Source organism: Pantoea sp. EKM20T (assembly GCF_011800485.1).
Lineage (GTDB): Bacteria > Pseudomonadota > Gammaproteobacteria > Enterobacterales > Enterobacteriaceae > Pantoea > Pantoea agglomerans.
Genome location: NZ_JAALFW010000003.1, coordinates 135,740 through 154,504, shown reverse-complemented (window position 1 = coordinate 154,504; position 18,765 = coordinate 135,740). Strand labels below are relative to the sequence as shown.

The 18,765-nt window shown below is 54.7% G+C and carries 14 protein-coding genes and 1 other RNA gene; 5 read left to right on the top strand and 10 right to left on the bottom strand.

The features are described from left to right. Window positions 1-11 precede the first annotated feature (11 nt). Genes sufS through sufA form a run of 5 tightly spaced genes read right to left on the bottom strand, consistent with a single transcriptional unit; the run spans window position 12 to window position 5,154 of the window. Entirely contained in the window at window positions 12-1,235 is a 1,224-nt protein-coding gene (gene sufS / locus HFD94_RS06650) for a cysteine desulfurase SufS (protein WP_052271722.1), read from the bottom strand. Further along, window positions 1,235-2,515: a Fe-S cluster assembly protein SufD gene (gene sufD / locus HFD94_RS06645; RefSeq protein WP_052271702.1), complete on the bottom strand. Its 1,281-nt coding sequence runs from the start codon at window positions 2,513-2,515 to the stop codon at window positions 1,235-1,237. Before sufD ends, sufS begins: the two co-directional genes overlap by 1 nt. Further along, complete coding sequence (gene sufC, locus HFD94_RS06640) at window positions 2,490-3,236, bottom strand: Fe-S cluster assembly ATPase SufC (protein WP_010245631.1); 747 nt, start codon at window positions 3,234-3,236, stop codon at window positions 2,490-2,492. The genes sufD and sufC overlap by 26 nt, the downstream gene beginning before the upstream one ends. Before the next feature lie 42 nt (window positions 3,237-3,278). Next, window positions 3,279-4,772, bottom strand: a complete 1,494-nt coding sequence (gene sufB, locus HFD94_RS06635) for a Fe-S cluster assembly protein SufB (RefSeq protein ID WP_010245634.1) — start codon at window positions 4,770-4,772, stop codon at window positions 3,279-3,281. Window positions 4,773-4,779: 7 nt separating this feature from the next. After that, complete coding sequence (gene sufA / locus HFD94_RS06630; RefSeq protein WP_010245637.1) at window positions 4,780-5,154, bottom strand: Fe-S cluster assembly scaffold SufA; 375 nt, start codon at window positions 5,152-5,154, stop codon at window positions 4,780-4,782. 388 nt (window positions 5,155-5,542) lie between these two features. Here sufA and HFD94_RS06625 point away from each other — a divergent pair, with 388 nt between their 5' ends. Next, window positions 5,543-5,947, top strand: a complete 405-nt coding sequence (locus HFD94_RS06625) for a hypothetical protein (RefSeq protein ID WP_010670035.1) — start codon at window positions 5,543-5,545, stop codon at window positions 5,945-5,947. Window positions 5,948-5,980: 33 nt separating this feature from the next. On the opposite strand, the gene HFD94_RS06620 is transcribed toward HFD94_RS06625, so the two are convergent. Continuing rightward, the gene (locus HFD94_RS06620; protein ID WP_122888934.1) at window positions 5,981-9,034 is read right to left on the bottom strand and encodes an FAD-binding and (Fe-S)-binding domain-containing protein; all 3,054 of its coding nucleotides are present in this window, start codon (window positions 9,032-9,034) and stop codon (window positions 5,981-5,983) included. 205 nt (window positions 9,035-9,239) lie between these two features. Between HFD94_RS06620 and ydiK the strand changes: the two genes are divergently transcribed. Further along, entirely contained in the window at window positions 9,240-10,358 is a 1,119-nt protein-coding gene (gene ydiK / locus HFD94_RS06615; protein WP_371742527.1) for an AI-2E family transporter YdiK, read from the top strand. A 292-nt stretch (window positions 10,359-10,650) separates the two neighbouring features. Continuing rightward, an RNA gene (gene rprA, locus HFD94_RS06610) (antisense sRNA RprA) lies at window positions 10,651-10,758 on the top strand. A gap of 69 nt (window positions 10,759-10,827) precedes the next feature. Here the strand turns inward: rprA and ppsA are convergent. Then, a complete protein-coding gene (gene ppsA / locus HFD94_RS06605) occupies window positions 10,828-13,212 on the bottom strand; it encodes a phosphoenolpyruvate synthase (RefSeq protein WP_010245649.1) in 2,385 nt (794 codons plus the stop codon). 437 nt (window positions 13,213-13,649) lie between these two features. Between ppsA and HFD94_RS06600 the strand changes: the two genes are divergently transcribed. Both HFD94_RS06600 and HFD94_RS06595 read left to right on the top strand, forming a co-directional pair. Beyond that, complete coding sequence (locus HFD94_RS06600; protein ID WP_010245652.1) at window positions 13,650-14,477, top strand: pyruvate, water dikinase regulatory protein; 828 nt, start codon at window positions 13,650-13,652, stop codon at window positions 14,475-14,477. Window positions 14,478-14,628: 151 nt separating this feature from the next. Next, complete coding sequence (locus HFD94_RS06595; protein WP_167432932.1) at window positions 14,629-15,675, top strand: 3-deoxy-7-phosphoheptulonate synthase; 1,047 nt, start codon at window positions 14,629-14,631, stop codon at window positions 15,673-15,675. Window positions 15,676-15,682: 7 nt separating this feature from the next. On the opposite strand, the gene HFD94_RS06590 is transcribed toward HFD94_RS06595, so the two are convergent. The 3 genes from HFD94_RS06590 to HFD94_RS06580 all read right to left on the bottom strand — a co-directional run bounded on the left by HFD94_RS06590 (window position 15,683) and on the right by HFD94_RS06580 (window position 18,715). Next, window positions 15,683-17,134, bottom strand: a complete 1,452-nt coding sequence (locus HFD94_RS06590; RefSeq protein ID WP_167432931.1) for a YdiU family protein — start codon at window positions 17,132-17,134, stop codon at window positions 15,683-15,685. Between the two features lie 80 nt (window positions 17,135-17,214). After that, a complete protein-coding gene (locus HFD94_RS06585) occupies window positions 17,215-17,961 on the bottom strand; it encodes an EAL domain-containing protein (protein ID WP_033757480.1) in 747 nt (248 codons plus the stop codon). 295 nt (window positions 17,962-18,256) lie between these two features. Next, window positions 18,257-18,715, bottom strand: a complete 459-nt coding sequence (locus HFD94_RS06580) for a C40 family peptidase (protein ID WP_010245666.1) — start codon at window positions 18,713-18,715, stop codon at window positions 18,257-18,259. Between the last annotated feature and the right edge of the window lie 50 nt (window positions 18,716-18,765).

Genomic DNA, 18,765 nt, shown 5'->3' with positions numbered 1-18,765 from the left:
GTTAAAACTGTTCAGCCGCCCAGCAGACGATGAATGCGCGTCAAACCGGCAGCCAGACGATCCACTTCCTCTTCACTGTTATAGAACGTGAAGGAGGCACGGCACATCGCCGGTACATTGTAATGCTGCATCAGCGGCATCGCGCAGTGATGTCCGGTGCGGATGGCAATGCCATATTGATCCAGGAAGCTGCCGACATCGTAGGCGTGATGTTTACCGAGATTGAAGGCGATAACGCCAGCTCGTGACTGCGGACCGTAGATCTGGATATCCGGAACGGTGCCCAGCTTATCGAGCGCATAGTTCATCAGTGCCGTCTCGCGCTGATGAATCGTATCCAGTCCCAGCGCCTGCACATAGGCCATCGCCGCACCAAAGCCGATAATACCGCCGGTATTCGGCGTACCCGCTTCAAAGCGCCACGGCGCACTGTTCCAGGTGGTGCCGGTAGGCAGCATGACGCGCTCAATCATTGAACCGCCCCCTTCCCATGGTGGCATCTCATCCAGCAGCGCTTTGCGGCCGTAGAGAATACCCACGCCGTTCGGTCCATAGAGTTTATGGCTGGAGAAGGCGTAGAAGTCGCAGCCGATATCCTGCACATCAACCTTGTCATGCATCACCGCCTGGGCACCATCCACCAGCGTTACCACGCCAGCGGCTTTTGCCTGAGCAACGATCGTCTTAACCGGATTAACCGTGCCGAGCACGTTTGAAACATGCGTCACCGCCAGCAACCGCGTACGGCTGTCGATCAGCCCCGCCAGTTGCTCCAGCGCCAGCTCACCGTTGTCATTTAATGGCAGGACCCGCACTTCTGCGCCGGTGCGCTGGGCCAGCATCTGCCATGGAACGATATTGGCGTGATGCTCCATCTCAGTGATGATCAGGTTATCGCCAGCCTGGAGGTTACTGCTGCCCCAGGTGTTCGCCACCAGATTGATGCCTTCGGTGGTGCCTTTGACGAAGACAATCTCTTCCTGTGACTGCGCATTGATAAAACGGGCAGCCTGATCGCGCACGTTCTCCATGTCGCTGGTCGCCTGCTGGCTCAGCGTATGGATACCACGATGCACGGCCGCATAGCCGTGCTGATAGAAATGACTCTCGGCGTTAATTACCGAGAGTGGACGCTGTGCGCTGGCCGCACTGTCAAGATAGGCCAGCGGATGACCGTTGACCTCACGCTTCAGGATAGGAAAATCAGCCCTGACGCGTTCGAGATCGAAGTTCATCATATGTCGCCTCCGGGAAAACGTTGCGCGATACGCTGCAGCACGGCCTGACGCATCACCTCATTTTCCAGTGTTTCGGTCAGTTCTGCGGCAAACGCATGAATAATCATGGTCTGTGCAGCATCCTGCTCAATACCGCGCGAACGCAGGTAGAACATCTGCTCATCATCAATACGACCGATGGTGGCACCGTGGCTGCACTTGACGTCATCCGCATAAATTTCCAGCTGCGGTTTGGTATCGACTTCTGAGAGCTTGCCCAGCAACAGGTTGTTGTTGGTCATCTGCCCGTCGGTCTTCAGCGCATGCTGTGCCACTTTAATGTGGCCGTTAAACACCGCACGGCCTTTGTCGCGCACGATGGTTTTATGCATCTGGCGGCTGACGCAGTGGCCCTTGTTGTGCTCCAGGTAAGTACGGGTATCCGCCACTTCCTGTTTCACCGGCAGCACCAGGCTGTTGATAGCCAGCGTGGTGTTTTCGCCATTCAGCTGGGTACTGGTGTTGTGACGCGACAGCCCGGCACCCAGCAGGAAGCTGGTGCTGCTGACCTGGCCATCATTGCCAATGACCAGATCGTTATGCGCAAAGTGATAGCTGGCGCTGCTTTCAAAGGCCAGCTTCGTGTGCGTCAGTTTTGCATTGTCGCCAACCGCAAAGGTAAAGCGCGTGCCGGTGAAATGGGCGCGCTCATCCAGTGAAACGTAGTGCTCAATCACTTCCGCTTCGGCACTCTCTTCCAGCTGCAGGTGATGACGATAGTGAACCGTGTTCATACCCGTCTGCTGACCGCTGGTGATATGCAGCAGATAGACCGGACGCGCAGCGGATTTACCGCGTGCCAGACGCAGGGTCGTCACCTCTTCAGCCAGACTCTCTGTCAGATGCAGGAAGACTTCAGGCTGAACCGCAGCAGGCAGCGGACGGCGCTCGGCGGCCACGCTGTGCTGAACCTCAAACAGTTCGCAGTCGCGACTGCTGAAGGCTGGCTGGAACTGACCGTCAACATAGACCAGACGGATCGCATCCAGCGGCAGCGCCAGTGCATCAACCTGTTCAGCGCTCAGGGTCTGCGGCGCGTCAGGCAGTACAAACTGCTGTGACAGTAAGGTGTCCAGCGGCGTGTACTTCCAGTTTTCGTGCTTGCGGGTTGGCAGGCCAACGCGCATCAGTTGCTGCCAGTGCTGCTGTGCCTGCAGAGAACGCACGTCGCCGCGCGACTCAAACAGGTGATGCCACTGTTGCAGCGCAGAATCACTCTTCGTCGGTAAGCCAGCCATAACCTTGCTCCTCCAGCTGTTTCACCAGCGAGAAGTCGCCAGATTTCACGATTTTGCCCTGATACAGAACATGAACGAAGTCTGGCTTGATGTAATCCAGAATACGCTGGTAGTGGGTCACGATGATAAAGGCACGCTTCTCGTCGCGCAGGCTGTTTACGCCATTCGCCACGATTTTCAGCGCATCGATATCCAGGCCTGAGTCGGTCTCATCCAGGATGCAGAGCTCTGGCTCCAGTGCCGCCATCTGCAGGATGTCGTTACGCTTCTTCTCACCGCCGGAGAAACCAACGTTGACTGAGCGGGTCAGCAGATCTGCGGGCATCTTCAGCAGCTCAATTTTCTCTTCAATGAAGTCCTGGAAATCGAAGCGATCCAGCTCTTCCTGCTGACGATATTTGCGTACCGCATTGACCGAGGTCTGTAAAAAGAACTGGTTGCTGACGCCCGGAATTTCTACCGGATACTGGAATGCCATAAAGATGCCTTCACCGGCGCGCTCTTCAGGGGCCAGTTCCAGCAGATCTTTACCTTTGAAGCTGACCGAACCGCCGGTTACTTCATAATCTTCACGGCCTGCCAGCGTCGCTGACAGGGTGCTTTTACCTGAGCCGTTCGGGCCCATGATGGCATGCACTTCGCCGGGTTTAATTTCGAGATTCAGGCCACGCAGAATGGCTTTATCTTCAACACTGACCTGCAAATCTTTAATGCTTAACATACTTATTCCTTCACATTGCTTCCGGCAACGCGTGTGACGGCATCAGCCCACACTGTGCTCAAGGCTGATGGCTAACAATTTCTGGGCTTCCACAGCAAATTCCAGTGGCAACTCCGAGAATACGTCTTTACAGAAGCCGTTCACGATCATCGAGATGGCGTCTTCTTCACTGATACCGCGTTGCAGACAGTAGAACATCTGATCTTCGCCGATACGTGATGTCGTGGCTTCATGCTCAAGCTGAGCAGTATTGTTGCGGGTCTCCACATACGGGAAAGTATGTGCGCCGCAATCAGGACCGATCAGCATCGAGTCACACTGCGTAAAGTTACGGGCATTGGTCGCGGTTGGCATGATTTTCACCAGCCCGCGATAGGTGTTCTGACTTTTACCGGCCGAAATCCCTTTGGAGATGATGGTCGATTTGGTGTTTTTACCAATGTGGATCATCTTGGTGCCGGTATCGGCCTGCTGACGACCACTGGTCAGTGCCACTGAGTAGAATTCACCCACTGAATAGTCCCCGCGCAGAATGCAGCTTGGGTATTTCCAGGTGATAGCAGAGCCGGTTTCAGACTGTGTCCAGGACATCTTGCTGTGGTCGCCTTCACACAGCGCGCGCTTGGTTACGAAGTTCAGGATACCCCCCTCACCTTCGCCGCCCGGGAACCAGTTCTGAACCGTCGAATATTTCACTTCGGCATTTTTGTGGATGATGACTTCCACCACGGCCGCGTGCAGCTGATAGGTGTCACGCACTGGCGCTGAACAGCCTTCGATGTAGCTGACGTAGCTGTCTTCATCGGCAATCAGGATGGTGCGTTCGAACTGACCGGTTTTCGCTGCGTTGATGCGGAAATAGGTCGACAACTCCATCGGGCAACGCACCCCTTTCGGGATATAAACGAAGGTGCCGTCAGAGGCGACCGCCGAGTTCAGCGCCGCAAAGAAGTTATCGTTCGCCGGAACAACCGTGCCGAGATACTGCTTCACCAGCTCCGGGTGCTCCTGAATCGCTTCGCCAAAGGAACAGAAGATAATCCCCTGCTCCGCCAGCTTGCCGCGATAGGTGGTCGCCACCGAAACGGAGTCAAAAATGGCGTCAACCGCCACTTCACGGCCTTCACGCACCGGGACACCCAGCTGATTAAAGGCGTTTTCCACTTCCTGTGTCAGATAATCGCTGGCTGGCGCGCTGCCTGAAGCCTGCAGTGCACCGGGTTCTGATGCGCAGCTGTCATCACAGTTGCCGCAGGAAGGCGCGGAGTAGTAGCTGTAATCCTGGTAGTCGAGTTTTTCGTAGTGCGCTTTCAGCCAGTGTGGCTCTTCCATTTCAAGCCAGGCACGAAACGCTTTAAGACGAAACTCCAGCATCCACTCTGGCTCGTTACGCTTGGCCGAGATCGCCCGCACCACATCTTCATTGATGCCGTTGGCAAATTCTTCGGTTTGCAGTTGGGTAAAGAAGCCCTCTTTGTAGTTGAGCTTGCCTTCCCAGATTTGTACATCGTCAGATGTTTCGCTGTGTCGTGACATATTTCACTTACTCGACGCCAAAGCTCTCACCGCACCCGCAGGCGTGCTGAGCTTTAGGGTTATTAAATTTAAAAATCTGATTCAGGCCTTCACGAACGTAGTCCAGTTCGGTGCCATCAACGAATGGCATCGCCTGTAGCGGCACAAACAGCGTTGCGCCATGGAATGAGAACTGCAAATCATCCTCGACTGGCTCTTTCACCAGATCCATGACGTAACCAAAACCGGCGCAGCCGGATTGTTTTACGCCGAGCCGCAGACCCTTGACATCGGGGTCCTGAGCCGCCAGATTGAGAATTTGTTGCGCTGCGGTTTCAGTCAGCGTCAGCCCTTTCCAGACAAAATCGTCGGGTGAGAAAGAGTCTGTATTAACGGATGCCATGTTGATACCTCTTGAGTCCGGACCTTTTCAGGCTATCCCCCTATGGTAGTGATCTGACCAATCACTTCAACCTCTTGTTTTGCAGGGATAATCATCTTGTGCGGTTTTATTTGCTTAATTATTAAGCATAGCCTCTTCAGCTCACCTTGTGGTGAGCGCGTCAGCATAAATAAGCCAGTGTTAACCTATTAATAAATCAATCTTTTTTAAATAACCATTTTTGATAAAAATGCTTATTGATAGGTTACGCCTTTCTGCGATGTAAACAGATTGTTATTTCCGATTATACCGACAGGCAGGATAAATCGATAAATTTTTCTGCCCGCCAATTGCAATCACAGCTCAATTGAATATGATAATTATTATCATTCACATTCAGGGTGGCGTTATGACGCTTTCTGTCTCAGCCTGGCTGCAGCACAAAATCGACGAATATCAGTTTGCGGTGCGTGATATCACCGTCGACTTTTATATGGCGCAGGCAAAGCTCGACCGGGCCGACTGTACGATTCATCAGCTACGTCAGTTTAACGATGCCTGTCAGGATATGGCAGAAATCTGCCAGTTGAACGGTGACGACCAGAGTTACCTGCATGCCATGGGTAAACTGCATCACCGACTGGTGCAGGAGATGGGAAACAGCGATCGCGATCGCCTGTTTCGCCTTCAGGCTTATCAACTGGCGCGATTATCCCTGACCCGCCTCTGCCATCAACTGGCAATGGTCGGGGAGTGGAACCAGGCCACTGCGCTGCAAAGTGACTTCATGCGTCACGCAGGCTGGATATTCTAATCCAGCCAGGGCGTGACGTCGCGCACAATTTTTTTACATTAGCTCTAACAATGCCTGAAGCGGATGACGCATTCCGTTGCCCTCGACACGCTTGACCTGACTGCGGCACGAATAGCCGGTGGCCAGGCAGCGCTGGCGTGGCAGGCGCTGAAGCTGGGGATGCCAGGAGAGCGCGTAGATCCCCAGCGAGTTTTCAAGGTTCTTACTTTCGTGACCGTAGGTGCCAGCCATACCGCAGCAGCCAACATTGATGTTCTCCAGCTTCGCGCCAAAACGGGAGAAGATCGCCTGCCACTGATTCGGGGTGGAGGGCAGCGCGGTCACCTCGGTGCAGTGTGCAAACAGATACCAGGATTCTCCGCCCGTGGCCTGCACGTCACGCTCTGCCAGTGCACGCTCTAACCACTCATGTACCAGCAGGACGTTAAAGTCGCCGCGTGATTCGCCCAGCGTCTGACGATACTCATCGCGATAGCAGAGCACCGTGGCCGGATCGACACCGACCATGGGCAACCCCAGTTTTGCCACCCGATTCAGGAAATCGGCGGTGCGGGACGCCGTGCGGGCGAAACGTTGCAGGAAACCTTTCACATGTTGCGCTTTGCCATTTGGCGAGAATGGCAGGAGCACGGGCCGGTAGCCCAGTTTCTCAATCAGCCTGACAAAATCGTTAACCAGCTCCGCCTCATAGAAGCTGGTAAAAGGATCCTGCACCACCAGCACACAGTTTGCGCGTTCAGCGGCTGACAGCCCTTCCAGCTGCTCCAGCGTCATGTTCATGGCGGGATGACCACTGAGCTGCTGTTTCAGATTTGGGGCCGAAAGCAGAGGCAGATCGACCATACCGATATGGGTTTTACTTATCTCTTTCAGCCACGGCTGGCGCAGGAAGAAGTTAAACACTTTCGGTGCTTTTGCCATCAGCGGCGCATAGCCCTCCACTGCAGCCACCAGGTGATCGCTGACCGGACGCAGATAACGGGTGTGGTAGAGCTGTAAGAAGCGCGAGCGGAAAGCGGGCACGTCAATTTTAATCGGACATTGGGTAGAGCAGGCTTTGCAGGCCAGACAGCCCGACATCGCCTCTTTCACCTCGTGCGAGAAGTCATACTCCCCTTTGCTGGCGTGCCAGCTATTGCGGGTACGGGTAATCAGGGTGCGAAGCGACAGCCGATTTTCAGGCAGCTGCTTTTCCAGGGTGAGCGGATCGACGCCCTGCCCGGCCAGCAGCCGCAGCCACTCCCGCGTCAGTGTTGCCCGCCCTTTGGGCGAGTGAATGCGGTTGCGGGTGATCTTCATGGAGGGACACATCGGGCTGCGGGCATCAAAGTTAAAACACAACCCGTTGCCGTTACACTCCATCGCGCCACGCCATTCATCCCGGACCGTTAACGGGATCTGACGATCATAGGTTCCGCGCTTCACCGCATCGACCTGCATCATTTCATCATTACTGTTGTATGGCGTACAGATCTTGCCCGGGTTCAGGCGATTGAGCGGATCAAAGGCCGCTTTGATGCGGCGCAATTCGTTAAACAGCGTCTCACCGAAGAATGCCGGACTGTACTGGGCTCGAAACCCTTTGCCATGTTCACCCCACAGCAGACCGCCGTAGCGCGCTGTCAGCGCTACGACTTCGTCGGAGATCTGCTTCATCATCATCTCCTGCTGCGGATCGCACATATCCAGCGCCGGACGCACATGCAGTACACCTGCATCAACGTGACCAAACATGCCGTAGCTCAACCCGTGGCTGTCGAGCAGCGCGCGAAACTCGACGATGTAGTCCGCCAGTTTTTCCGGTGGAACCGCGGTATCTTCCACAAAGGGAATGGGTTTAGCCCGGCCTTTGGCATTTCCCAACAGACCCACCGCTTTTTTACGCATGTTATAAATGCGTTCAATGCCATCCAGGTCGTTACAGAACTGATAGCCAATCACGCCGCCCTGCTGCTGCGCCATCAGTGCGTCAAGGCGGCCACAAAGCTGTTCAATCTGCTGATCGATCAGTGCGGCGTTGTCGCCGGCAAACTCAACAATATTCAGACCCAGCATCTCTTTGTCGGGTACATCGGCGATCAATTCGCGCACTGAGTGCCAGACAATGTCTTCACGCGCCAGGTTCAGCACCTTAGAGTCAACGGTCTCTACCGAGAGCGCCTGCGCTTCCACCATAAAAGGCGCATTGCGCAGGGCGGAGTCAAAGGAGTCATATTTGATATTCACCAGTCGGCGCACTTTAGGCAGCGGCGTGATATCAAGCCGCGCTTCCGTGACGAAGGCCAGCGTTCCCTCTGCACCACACAGCAGGCGCGTCAGGTCAAAGGTTTGCATATCGTCGCTGAAGACATGGCGCAGGTCATATCCGGTCAGGAACCGATTCAGCTTTGGAAACTTTTCCAGAATCAGCGCACGATGCTCGCGGCAGCGCGTCAGCACCTGCTGATAGAGCCGGCCTTCGGGAGTCGCCGTCTGCGCCAGGGTTTCAGCCAGCGCGGTAGCCATTGGACGCGTATCAAGGATATCGCCGCCCAGCAGCACGGCGCGCAGGCCCAGCACATGGTCCGAGGTTTTGCCATAGACCAGTGAGCCCTGGCCGGACGCATCGGTATTAATCATGCCGCCCAGCGTGGCACGGTTACTGGTGGATAACTCCGGCGAGAAGAAAAAGCCGAATGGCTTCAGCCAGGCGTTAAGCTGATCTTTGATCACCCCCGCTTCAACCCGCACCCAGCCCTCATCGGTATTGATCTCCAGGATACGGTTCATGTAGCGCGACATATCCACCACAATCCCCTGATTCAGCGACTGACCGTTGGTGCCGGTACCGCCGCCGCGCGGGGTAAATACCAGACTGGCAAAGCGCGCTTCTCCGGCCACGCGGGCGAGCAGCGCAACATCCGCAGTCGAGCGCGGAAAGAGCGCCGCGTCGGGCAGCAATTGATAGATGCTGTTATCGGTGGAGAGTGAGAGACGGTCGGCATAGCTGGTTGCCATGTCACCGGTAAAACCCTGCTCTTTCAACGACTCAAGGAACGTCAGCACCAGTTGAACGAGGCCCGGTGCCTGCGAAATCTGTGGGATCATGATTGTCTGACCGAAGGTGTTGTAAACGTTTGCGTTTATAGATTAGCGATTTCTCATTTTATCATATTTTTCCTGCGCCTGCCCTTTTTTCAGAAAAGGCAAAAACCTTTCTCCGCGACTCTGTTTAATCCTCAGCAAATAGATCATGATAAAAACCGGCATCCGAATGCCTGAAAATGAAGGATTAAGACGAGGTTATGAGTCAATGATGAAAAGCCAGTACCGGGATATGGATTTACCGCAAATACTCTTCACCCTGATGTTCATTCTGCTGCTGATTGTCGCCTGTTTATGGGTCGTGCAGCCGTTTATTCTGGGCTTTGCCTGGGCCAGCATGGTGGTGATTGCCACCTGGCCATTGATGCTGAAATTCCAGCGACTGTTATGGGGACGCCGTTCCCTGGCGGTGATCGTGATGACACTGCTGCTGCTGCTGCTGTTTATTATCCCTATCGCCCTGCTGGTCAGCAGCCTGATTGATAACAGCGCGCCGGTGATTGCCTGGGTTACCCAGGGGCATATGATGCCGCGACTGTTATGGCTCAACGATGTACCGATGGTCGGCAAGAAGCTTTATGTCAGTTATGACACGCTGGTGGCGAGCGGCGGTGCCGGCGTCATGGCGAAAATACAGCCCTATATCGGCCGTACCACCGGCTTTTTTGTCGCGCAGGCCGGTCATTTCGGACGCTTTATGATCCATCTGGGCGTGATGTTACTGTTCAGCGTGCTGCTTTACTGGCGTGGCGAACAGGCTGCCCAGGGCATTCGTCACTTTGCTTTCCGCATGGCGGGACGGCGCGGTGATGCCGCCGTACTGCTGGCGGCGCAGTCCATTCGTGCCGTGGCGCTTGGCGTAGTGGTGACGGCGCTGGTGCAGGGCGTGCTGGGCGGTATCGGTCTGGCGATCTCCGGCATTCCTTACGCCACGCTGTTGACGGTACTGATGATCCTCTGCTGTCTGGTACAGCTCGGCCCGCTACTGGTGCTGGTTCCCGCCATTATCTACCTCTACTGGAGCGGAGATACGACATGGGGAACGGTGCTGCTGGTCTGGAGCTGTGTGGTCGGCACGATGGATAACGTGCTGCGCCCGATGCTGATCCGTATGGGTGCCGATCTGCCGATGATCCTGATTCTTTCTGGTGTTATTGGTGGACTGTTTGCGTTCGGGATGATTGGTCTGTTTATCGGGCCAGTGGTTCTGGCGGTCTCTTATCGTCTGGTTTCCGTCTGGGTTCATGAAGCGCCTGCCCCAGATAGTGACCAACTGGCCGTGGCTGATGCCCTGGCGGATCACGATGATACCCCGACTGCTGTATGATGGGATGCAATAACCCGCTGCGCCGCTAGCCCCCATAAGCATTGATTAGTGCGGTTAATGATGATTAACCGCACCCCTTCTCTCAGATCAGATAAATTCTGTTTTCCATTAGCGATTTTTAAGAAAAAAGCCACCTTTGGCCTGAAAGTGACCTTTTCGGGCCAAAAAAGATTACTTTCTGCACTGTTTCTTAAGCCAAATGGCGAAGTAAAGGTCACAAAAGATTATTGGCTTTAAACTAATAAGAGGATTCTTAAAGACGACAGCCAGCCGTATGAATAACATGTTTCCTATGTTCGAAATCAACCTGATGATTTTCAGACAATCTCATTCCCCTGAGTAGAGTAAAGAATTGCTGTGTGTAGTCTTTGCCCATCCCCTGTGATGGGCTTTTTTTTTGCCTGAATCTGACCAGATATAAACAGAAAAGGCCCGCATAGCGGGCCCTGAAGAGTGCTAACAACCCGTATCAGGCTGTTTTATTTAACTGTGCCAGACTCACCCAGGTCTCCACCACCGTGTCCGGGTTCAGTGACAGACTGTCGATGCCCTCTTCCATCAGCCATGCGGCGAAATCCTGATGGTCTGACGGTCCCTGCCCGCAGATTCCGACATATTTCCCCTTCTGCTTCGCCGCCCTTATCGCCATTGAAAGCAGCATCTTCACGGCTTCGTTACGCTCGTCAAACAGTGCGGAGACGACGCCAGAGTCGCGGTCCAGCCCCAGCGTCAGCTGAGTCATGTCGTTTGAGCCAATAGAGAAGCCATCGAAGTGCTCCAGGAACTGATCCGCCAGCAGGGCATTGGACGGGATCTCGCACATCATAATGATCTTCAGCCCGTTCTCGCCGCGCTTCAGTCCCTGACGCCCCAGCTCTTCCACCACAGCCTTCGCCTGCTCAACGGTGCGCACAAACGGAACCATAATCTCGACGTTTGTCAGGCCCATCTCGTTGCGAACACGTTTCACCGCTTCGCACTCCAGCGCAAAGCAGTCCCGGAAGCTGTCAGCGACATAGCGACCCGCACCCCGGAATCCCAGCATCGGGTTTTCCTCTTCCGGCTCGTAGCGTTCTCCACCCACCAGGTTGGCATATTCATTGGTTTTAAAGTCAGAAAGTCGGACAATTACGCGTTTCGGCGCAAAAGCGGCGCCAAGCGTGGCAATTCCTTCAGTCAGGCGAGCGATGTAAAACTCCACCGGATCATCAAATCCTTTCATCATTTTACGGATCTGCTGCTGCAGCTCCGGCGTCTGTTGGTCAAACTCCAGCAGCGCTTTAGGGTGGACGCCGATCATACGGTTAATGATAAATTCCAGCCGCGCCAGACCCACGCCTTCGTTAGGCAGACAGGCGAAATCAAAGGCGCGATCGGGGTTGCCCACGTTCATCATGATCTTCAGCGGCAGTTCAGGCAGTGAATCGACCTGCGAACTGGTGACGTCGAAGTCGAGCAGTTGATCATAAACGTAGCCGGTATCACCTTCGGCACATGAGACCGTGACGTTATGCCCCTCTTTCAGCCGGTCGGTGGCGTCACCACAGCCCACCACTGCCGGAATGCCCAGCTCACGCGCGATGATCGCCGCATGACAGGTCCGTCCGCCACGGTTAGTCACAATCGCTGACGCCTTTTTCATGATCGGTTCCCAGTCCGGGTCGGTCATGTCGGTCACCAGCACATCGCCTTTTTCAATGCGATTCATTTCGCTGATATCGTGGATGACCTTCACCACGCCTGCGCCAATACGATGACCGATAGCACGACCTTCCACGACGACGCTGCCCTGCCCCTGCAGCGTGTAACGCTCCATTACCTGACCATTTGAGCGTACGGTTTCAGGGCGCGCCTGAACAATAAACAGTTTGCCGGTGTGCCCATCTTTGGCCCACTCAATATCCATCGGGCGCTGATAATGCTGTTCAATCAGCACCGCCTGCTTCGCCAGCGCCTGCACTTCCTCATCGCTCAGGCAGAAACGGTCGCGTTCGGCCTCAGGCACATCTTCGATCCGCACCTGCTCGCCATGCGCCTGGGAATCGGCATAGACCATGCGAACCTTTTTCGAGCCCATATTGCGGCGCACAATCGACGGACGATCGGCTGCCAGGGTTGGCTTGTGCACATAGAACTCATCCGGGTTAACGGCACCCTGCACCACCATTTCCCCCAGCCCCAGTGCGGCGGTGATAAAGACCACCTGATCAAAGCCGGACTCGGTATCAATGGTGAACATCACACCCGAGGCGGCCAGGTCTGAACGCACCATGCGCTGTATTCCCGCTGAGAGCGCAACGCCACGATGGTCATAGCCCTGATGCACACGGTAGGAGATAGCGCGGTCATTAAACAGCGAGGCGAAGACATGCTTTACCGCCACCATGACGGCGTCGATGCCCTGTACATTCAGGAAGGTTTCCTGCTGGCCGGCAAAAGAGGCGTCAGGCATATCTTCTGCGGTTGCAGAGGAGCGCACGGCAAACGACGCGGCATCATCATCAGCAGAAAGCTGCTTATAGGCGTCCAGAATGGCGGACTCCAGCTCGGGCAGGAACGGTGTCTCCACGACCCACTGACGAATCTGCTTACCCGCTTTTGCCAGCGCATCAACGTCATCAATATCGGTCTCATCCAGCAGCGCATAAATACGCTGATTCAGCCCGCTTTGATCGAGGAACAGGTTAAAGGCGTAGGATGTGGTCGCGAAACCGTTGGGCACGGAAACGCCCAGCGACGACAGATTAGTAATCATTTCACCCAGAGAGGCATTTTTGCCCCCCACCCGGTCAACATCATGCATGCCAAGCTGGTTATACCAGAGCACGAGTGGCTGTTCGCCTTTACTGGACATTGAGCTTATCCTTTATCAATTATCAATGAATGGACACAGGGAGTAATCTGTCTTCAGCCTGGCATATCACCCTCTCAATAACGATCTGTTGAATCGTTAAAGCAGAATTTCAGCCACAGTTTCGGAATTGTGAGCGCATTATTTTGCTGTTGCGCAAAGTCGCCTTTTTTCTCTAAATGATTGATGCCACAGGAAATGGCAGATTTTCAGCCACTTAAGCATTCATTTTTGTTGCGCAACAACTGCGTGGCTATTTGCGGCTTAACGACGGATTAAAAAGAATGCTGGCTCAACGAGCCACCCTTTCATTTTTAGTATCGTGATGAAACGACAGACAAATAATCCGGACAGACATTCCAGAAATTAAAATCAGAGATGATTTATTTAATCGCATGGCCCATGCTGAATGCTCACTCTTGTCTGAGGCTGATTTCGTTATGACAACTGACAGAAGCGTTTTTTATATCTCCGATGGTACGGCCATTACGGCTGAAGTGCTGGGTCATGCGGTGCTGTCGCAGTTTCCGGTCAATATCACCAGCCTGACGCTGCCGTTTGTGGAAAATGTTCAGCGGGCGCTGGCGGTTAAAGCCCAGATTAACGCGCTCTATCAGCAGAGCGGTGTCCGGCCGCTGGTCTTTTTCTCCATCGTGACGCCGGAAGTGCGCGACATCATCGTACAGAGTGACGGCTTTTGTCAGGATATCGTCCAGGCGCTGGTCGCCCCGCTTCAGCAGGAGCTGGGGTTATCGCCCGCGCCGGTGGCACACCGTACCCATGGACTGGATGCCAGTAACCTGGGTAAATATGACGCACGTATCGCGGCCATCGATTACACCCTGGCGCATGATGACGGCATCTCGCTGCGCGGACTGGAAGATGCGCAGGTGATTCTGTTAGGCGTCTCGCGCTGTGGCAAAACCCCCACCAGCCTCTATCTGGCAATGCAGTTTGGTATTCGCGCCGCCAACTATCCATTCATTGCCGACGATATGGATAACCTTAAACTCCCGCCCGCGCTGCGCGCGCATCAGAATAAACTGTTCGGGCTGACCATCGATCCGGAACGGCTGGCTGCGATACGTCAGGAGCGAGCGGAAAATACCCGTTACGCCTCGATGCGTCAGTGCCGGCTGGAGGTGGGCGAAGTGGAAGCGCTGTTTCGCACTCATCAGATCCGCTATCTCAACAGCACCAACTACTCCGTGGAGGAGATTGCGACCAAAATTCTCGACATTATGGGCCTGACTCGCCGCATGTACTGATGGGTAACCGGCGCTGAACTGTAAAGCGGCGCTGCCGTCGCTTTTGATTTCATTATTAAATTCCGGGTTGAATTCGCAGACTAATGGTTTATTGTGACCACCATCACTTCCCGGTATTTCACCGCTGCGAAGAACCGTTTTCGAGAAACCCATGAACAAAACCGACGAACTGCGTACCGCACGCATTGGTAGTCTGATTACCCCCGCCAGCCTGGCGGCTGAGCATCCTGTCTCTCCGGCAATTGCCGACAATGTCACCGCTGCCCGTAAACGTATTGCCCGTATTCTGACGGGTGAAGATCCCCGTCTGCTGGTGGTGATTGGCCCCTGCTCGCTGCACGACCCGAAAGCGGCGCTGGAATATGCTGAGCGTCTGAACGCGTTACGCAGCCGCTATGAAGATCGGCTGGAGATTCTGATGCGTGCCTACTTTGAAAAGCCGCGCACCGTAGTGGGCTGGAAAGGCTTAATCTCCGATCCGGATCTGGATGGGAGCTACGATGTGAACCGCGGCATAGGCATCGCCCGTCAGCTGCTGATTGATATCAACGCGCTGGGCCTGCCTACCGCCACAGAATTCCTGGATATGGTGATCGGCCAGTTTATTGCCGATCTGATTAGCTGGGGCGCGATTGGCGCACGCACCACCGAAAGCCAGATCCATCGCGAAATGGCATCGGCCCTCTCCTGCCCGGTCGGCTTTAAAAACGGCACCGATGGTAACGTACAGATTGCCGTGGATGCGATTCGCGCCGCGCGCGCCAGCCACATGTTCCTTTCGCCCGATAAGCTGGGCCAGATGACTATCTATCAGACCAGCGGCAACCCGCATGGTCATGTGATCCTGCGTGGCGGCAAACAGCCTAACTATCATGCCAGTGATGTCGCCGCCGCAGCCGAAAGTCTGTCGGCGTTTAATCTGCCACAGCAGCTGGTGATCGACTTCAGTCACGGTAACTGCCTGAAGCAGCATCGTCGTCAGATGGATGTCGCGGCAGAGGTGGCAGAACAGATTAAAGCGGGATCGCAGGCCGTTGCTGGTGTGATGATTGAAAGCTTCCTGGAAGAGGGCAATCAGAAAGTCGTCAGCGGCGAACCGCTGGTCTATGGCAAGTCGATTACCGATCCCTGCCTCGGCTGGCAGGAGAGCGAAAAGGTGCTCGCCCTGCTGGCCGAGGCGGTTTCTCACCGCCTCTGAGTCTGCATCAGCTGGAGCAGCTCACTTCCAGGGTTTTGCCCCAGTCTGGCGGCCGCTGACGATATTCAGCGGCTGTCTGATCGCTAAAGGGTTGCTGTAACGCCTGATGCAGACGTGCCAGCGCCCCCTGCTCTCCCCGCTCCGCCTCTTCAATCGCCTGCTGCGCCAGATAGTTGCGCAGAATCACCGCCGGATTGGCCGCCTTCATCACGGCCTGACGTTCTGCATCGCTGACCTGCTCATCCATCAGACGGCTGCGGTAGCGCTGATACCAGCTATCAAACGCCTCACGATCGATAAACTCATCCCGCAGCGGTGAACGGCTGTCAGCCTGTTGCGTCTCACTGAGCAGGCGGAACGTCAGGGTGTAATCGCTATGCTCCTGCGTCATCAGTGCCAGCAGATCGGTCAGAATCTCATTATCGCTGCTCTGCTGCGTCAGCAGACCGAGTTTCGCCCGCATCCGTTCGCCCCAGACCCGCATCAGTTCAGGTTCGTAGGCGCTCAGTGCCGTCCGCAACTGCTCGGTGGTCAGCAGACCCGACAGCGCATGTGCCAGCCGGTTAAGATTCCACATACCGATCATTGGCTGATTTTCAAAGCTGTAGCGCCCCTGATAGTCGCTGTGATTACAGATGAAGTCAGGCTGATAATCATCCAGAAAACCAAAGGGGCCATAGTCGATGGTCAGACCCAGAATCGACATGTTGTCCGTGTTCATCACTCCATGAGCAAAGCCCACGCTCTGCCACAGCGCAATCAGACGCGCAGTGCGTAACACAATGTCGGTAAACCACTGTTGATAGCGGTCTGCTTCAGCGTCCAGATGCGGCCAGTGATGGCGAATGGCGTAGTCGGCCAGTTGCTGCACTTTCTCCTGCTGCTGGCTGTAAAAGAAATGCTCGAAATGACCGAAACGCAGATGACTTGGGGAAATGCGCATCAGCATCGCGCCACGCTCTGTTGTTTCGCGGTAGACCGGCTCATCACCTATCGACAGCGTCAGCGCACGCGTAGTGGGAATGCCCAGATGATGCAGCGCTTCCGAGGCGAGAAACTCACGCACGCTGGAACGGATCACGGCACGACCATCCCCCATGCGGGAATAAGGCGTCAGGCCTGCGCCCTTGAGATGCCAGTCCAGCTTGCTGCCATCCTCCAGACGCTGCTCACCCAGCAGAATGCCGCGCCCGTCGCCAAGCTGGCCCGCCCAGACGCCAAACTGATGGCCGCTGTAGACCTGCGCCAGCGGCTGCATGCCGGGCAGCAGTGCGGCACCGTGCCAGACGGCATGACCCTTATCGGCAAAGAGCGCGCTATCCAGCCCCATTGAGGCTGCAAGCGGTGCGTTATGATACAGCAGGCGTCCGCCTGCCAGTGGCGTGGGGTTCAGCGCGGTGTAACACACGGTAAGTTCACGGAACCAGGTGTTATCGAAAGAGGCCTTGCCTGAGGACATTGTTTCTCCCATGCGATGCTCAGCGTTACTTAAGGTTAGTCCTCTAGTGTAACGCTGATAGCGGGGATTAACAGGAAGTATCAGCCGGGATGCTGCGCGGATGGCACACGATCGTCGGCGCAGATCAGTGAATGCAGCGCGTCAGATTTTACCACCGGGAAGAGCGCACCCTGAAACTCGGCACCGCTCAGCTGGCTGACTTTATCCAGCAGCACGTCGTCATCAATGCCACAAATAATGAGCCGGTCACAATGGGCGCGGAAATTATCGATAATGCTCTGAATAAATGGCACGAATGAAGCGCGCTTTGCCAGCGAATGAATAAACTCTTTGTCCAGGCAGATGCAGCTGAATAAATTATCGTAGACCGCATTAGAGGGGGTCTTACCCGCGCCGAAATGAGAAATCGCTAAATTAAACTCAGCATGCAGGCTTGCCAGCAGGGGATTATTTTTTCCCAGTTTTAGTTGCGGAAACGTTTCAGTGATATTCAACAGAATGAATGGCAACTGCTTTATTTTGCGCATCACTAATTCGCTGGCCAGCAGCGTCCGGGCCATGCCTTCATCAATACGTATAAATGCTGACACGGAATGCGCTTCAAAAAAGCCGCGATTCTGCTCCAGCAATCCAATCTGACTTTGCAGCAGGCGCAGCTGCTGCGACTCATCGAGCTGCGGCAGCAACAGATCCTGCGGCAGGGTGATGGGGGCACTTTCATGCACAAACTGCGTGACCAGCTCGACAGCGGTCAGTCGCCCATTAACATCACAGACAGGATAAAACCAGATTTCCGACTGATAGTCGGCCGAAAGATGAATTTTCATTTTAATGCCAGAATATGCGGCGATGGGGATATCGTATAGTAATGGTCAGGCGCAGGCAATAGTGCCAAATCATTGAAGAGACGAACTTCTTTACTCTTCCATTGCCGTTTGGCAGCAGGCGATCACCCTTAAGCCAAATAGTAGCGATAAAACAGCGGTTATTAGTGGAATTAAATAAGCGTTTATTATGTTTATTAAAACCCACGCTCAATAACTGTCATTTAAAATAAACCTTTTACTCTCTGTTTTAACTCTATTTAAAATTGGACTTAAGTCTGATTCCCCGGACCTGCGTTTAAATACGACGGGCCTGCCAGAACACTTTTCGCCAGTAGACATTGTCGAGCGAGGAGCGGATGACGCCCTGGCTGGTTGAGGCATGAATAAAGGCGTTATCGGTGTCATAAATGCCCACATGCAGGCCATTCTCCCCGCGACCGGTTTTGAAGAAGACCAGATCGCCTGGCAGCAGCTCGTCTTTGCTGATTCGGGTGCCGATATCGCTTTGAGCTGAGGTGGTGCGCGGCAGTTGCAGCGCAAATTTATCGCGGAAAGTCAGATAGACAAAGCCGGAGCAGTCAACCCCGTTACGACTCATGCCGCCATAGCGATAAGGCGTACCACGCCAGTTACCGAGCTGATCGTTCAGTTCCGCAATCACGGTGATCGAATCGGAAAGACGGCCATTAATCGGCGGAGCGTGATGACTGCATCCCGTCAGCAGCAGAACTAAAATCAGCAAACCCAGGCGCATCGCCAAATGTCCTTATCAGAAGTTGCAACCGGCTTAATGTAGCGGTAAAG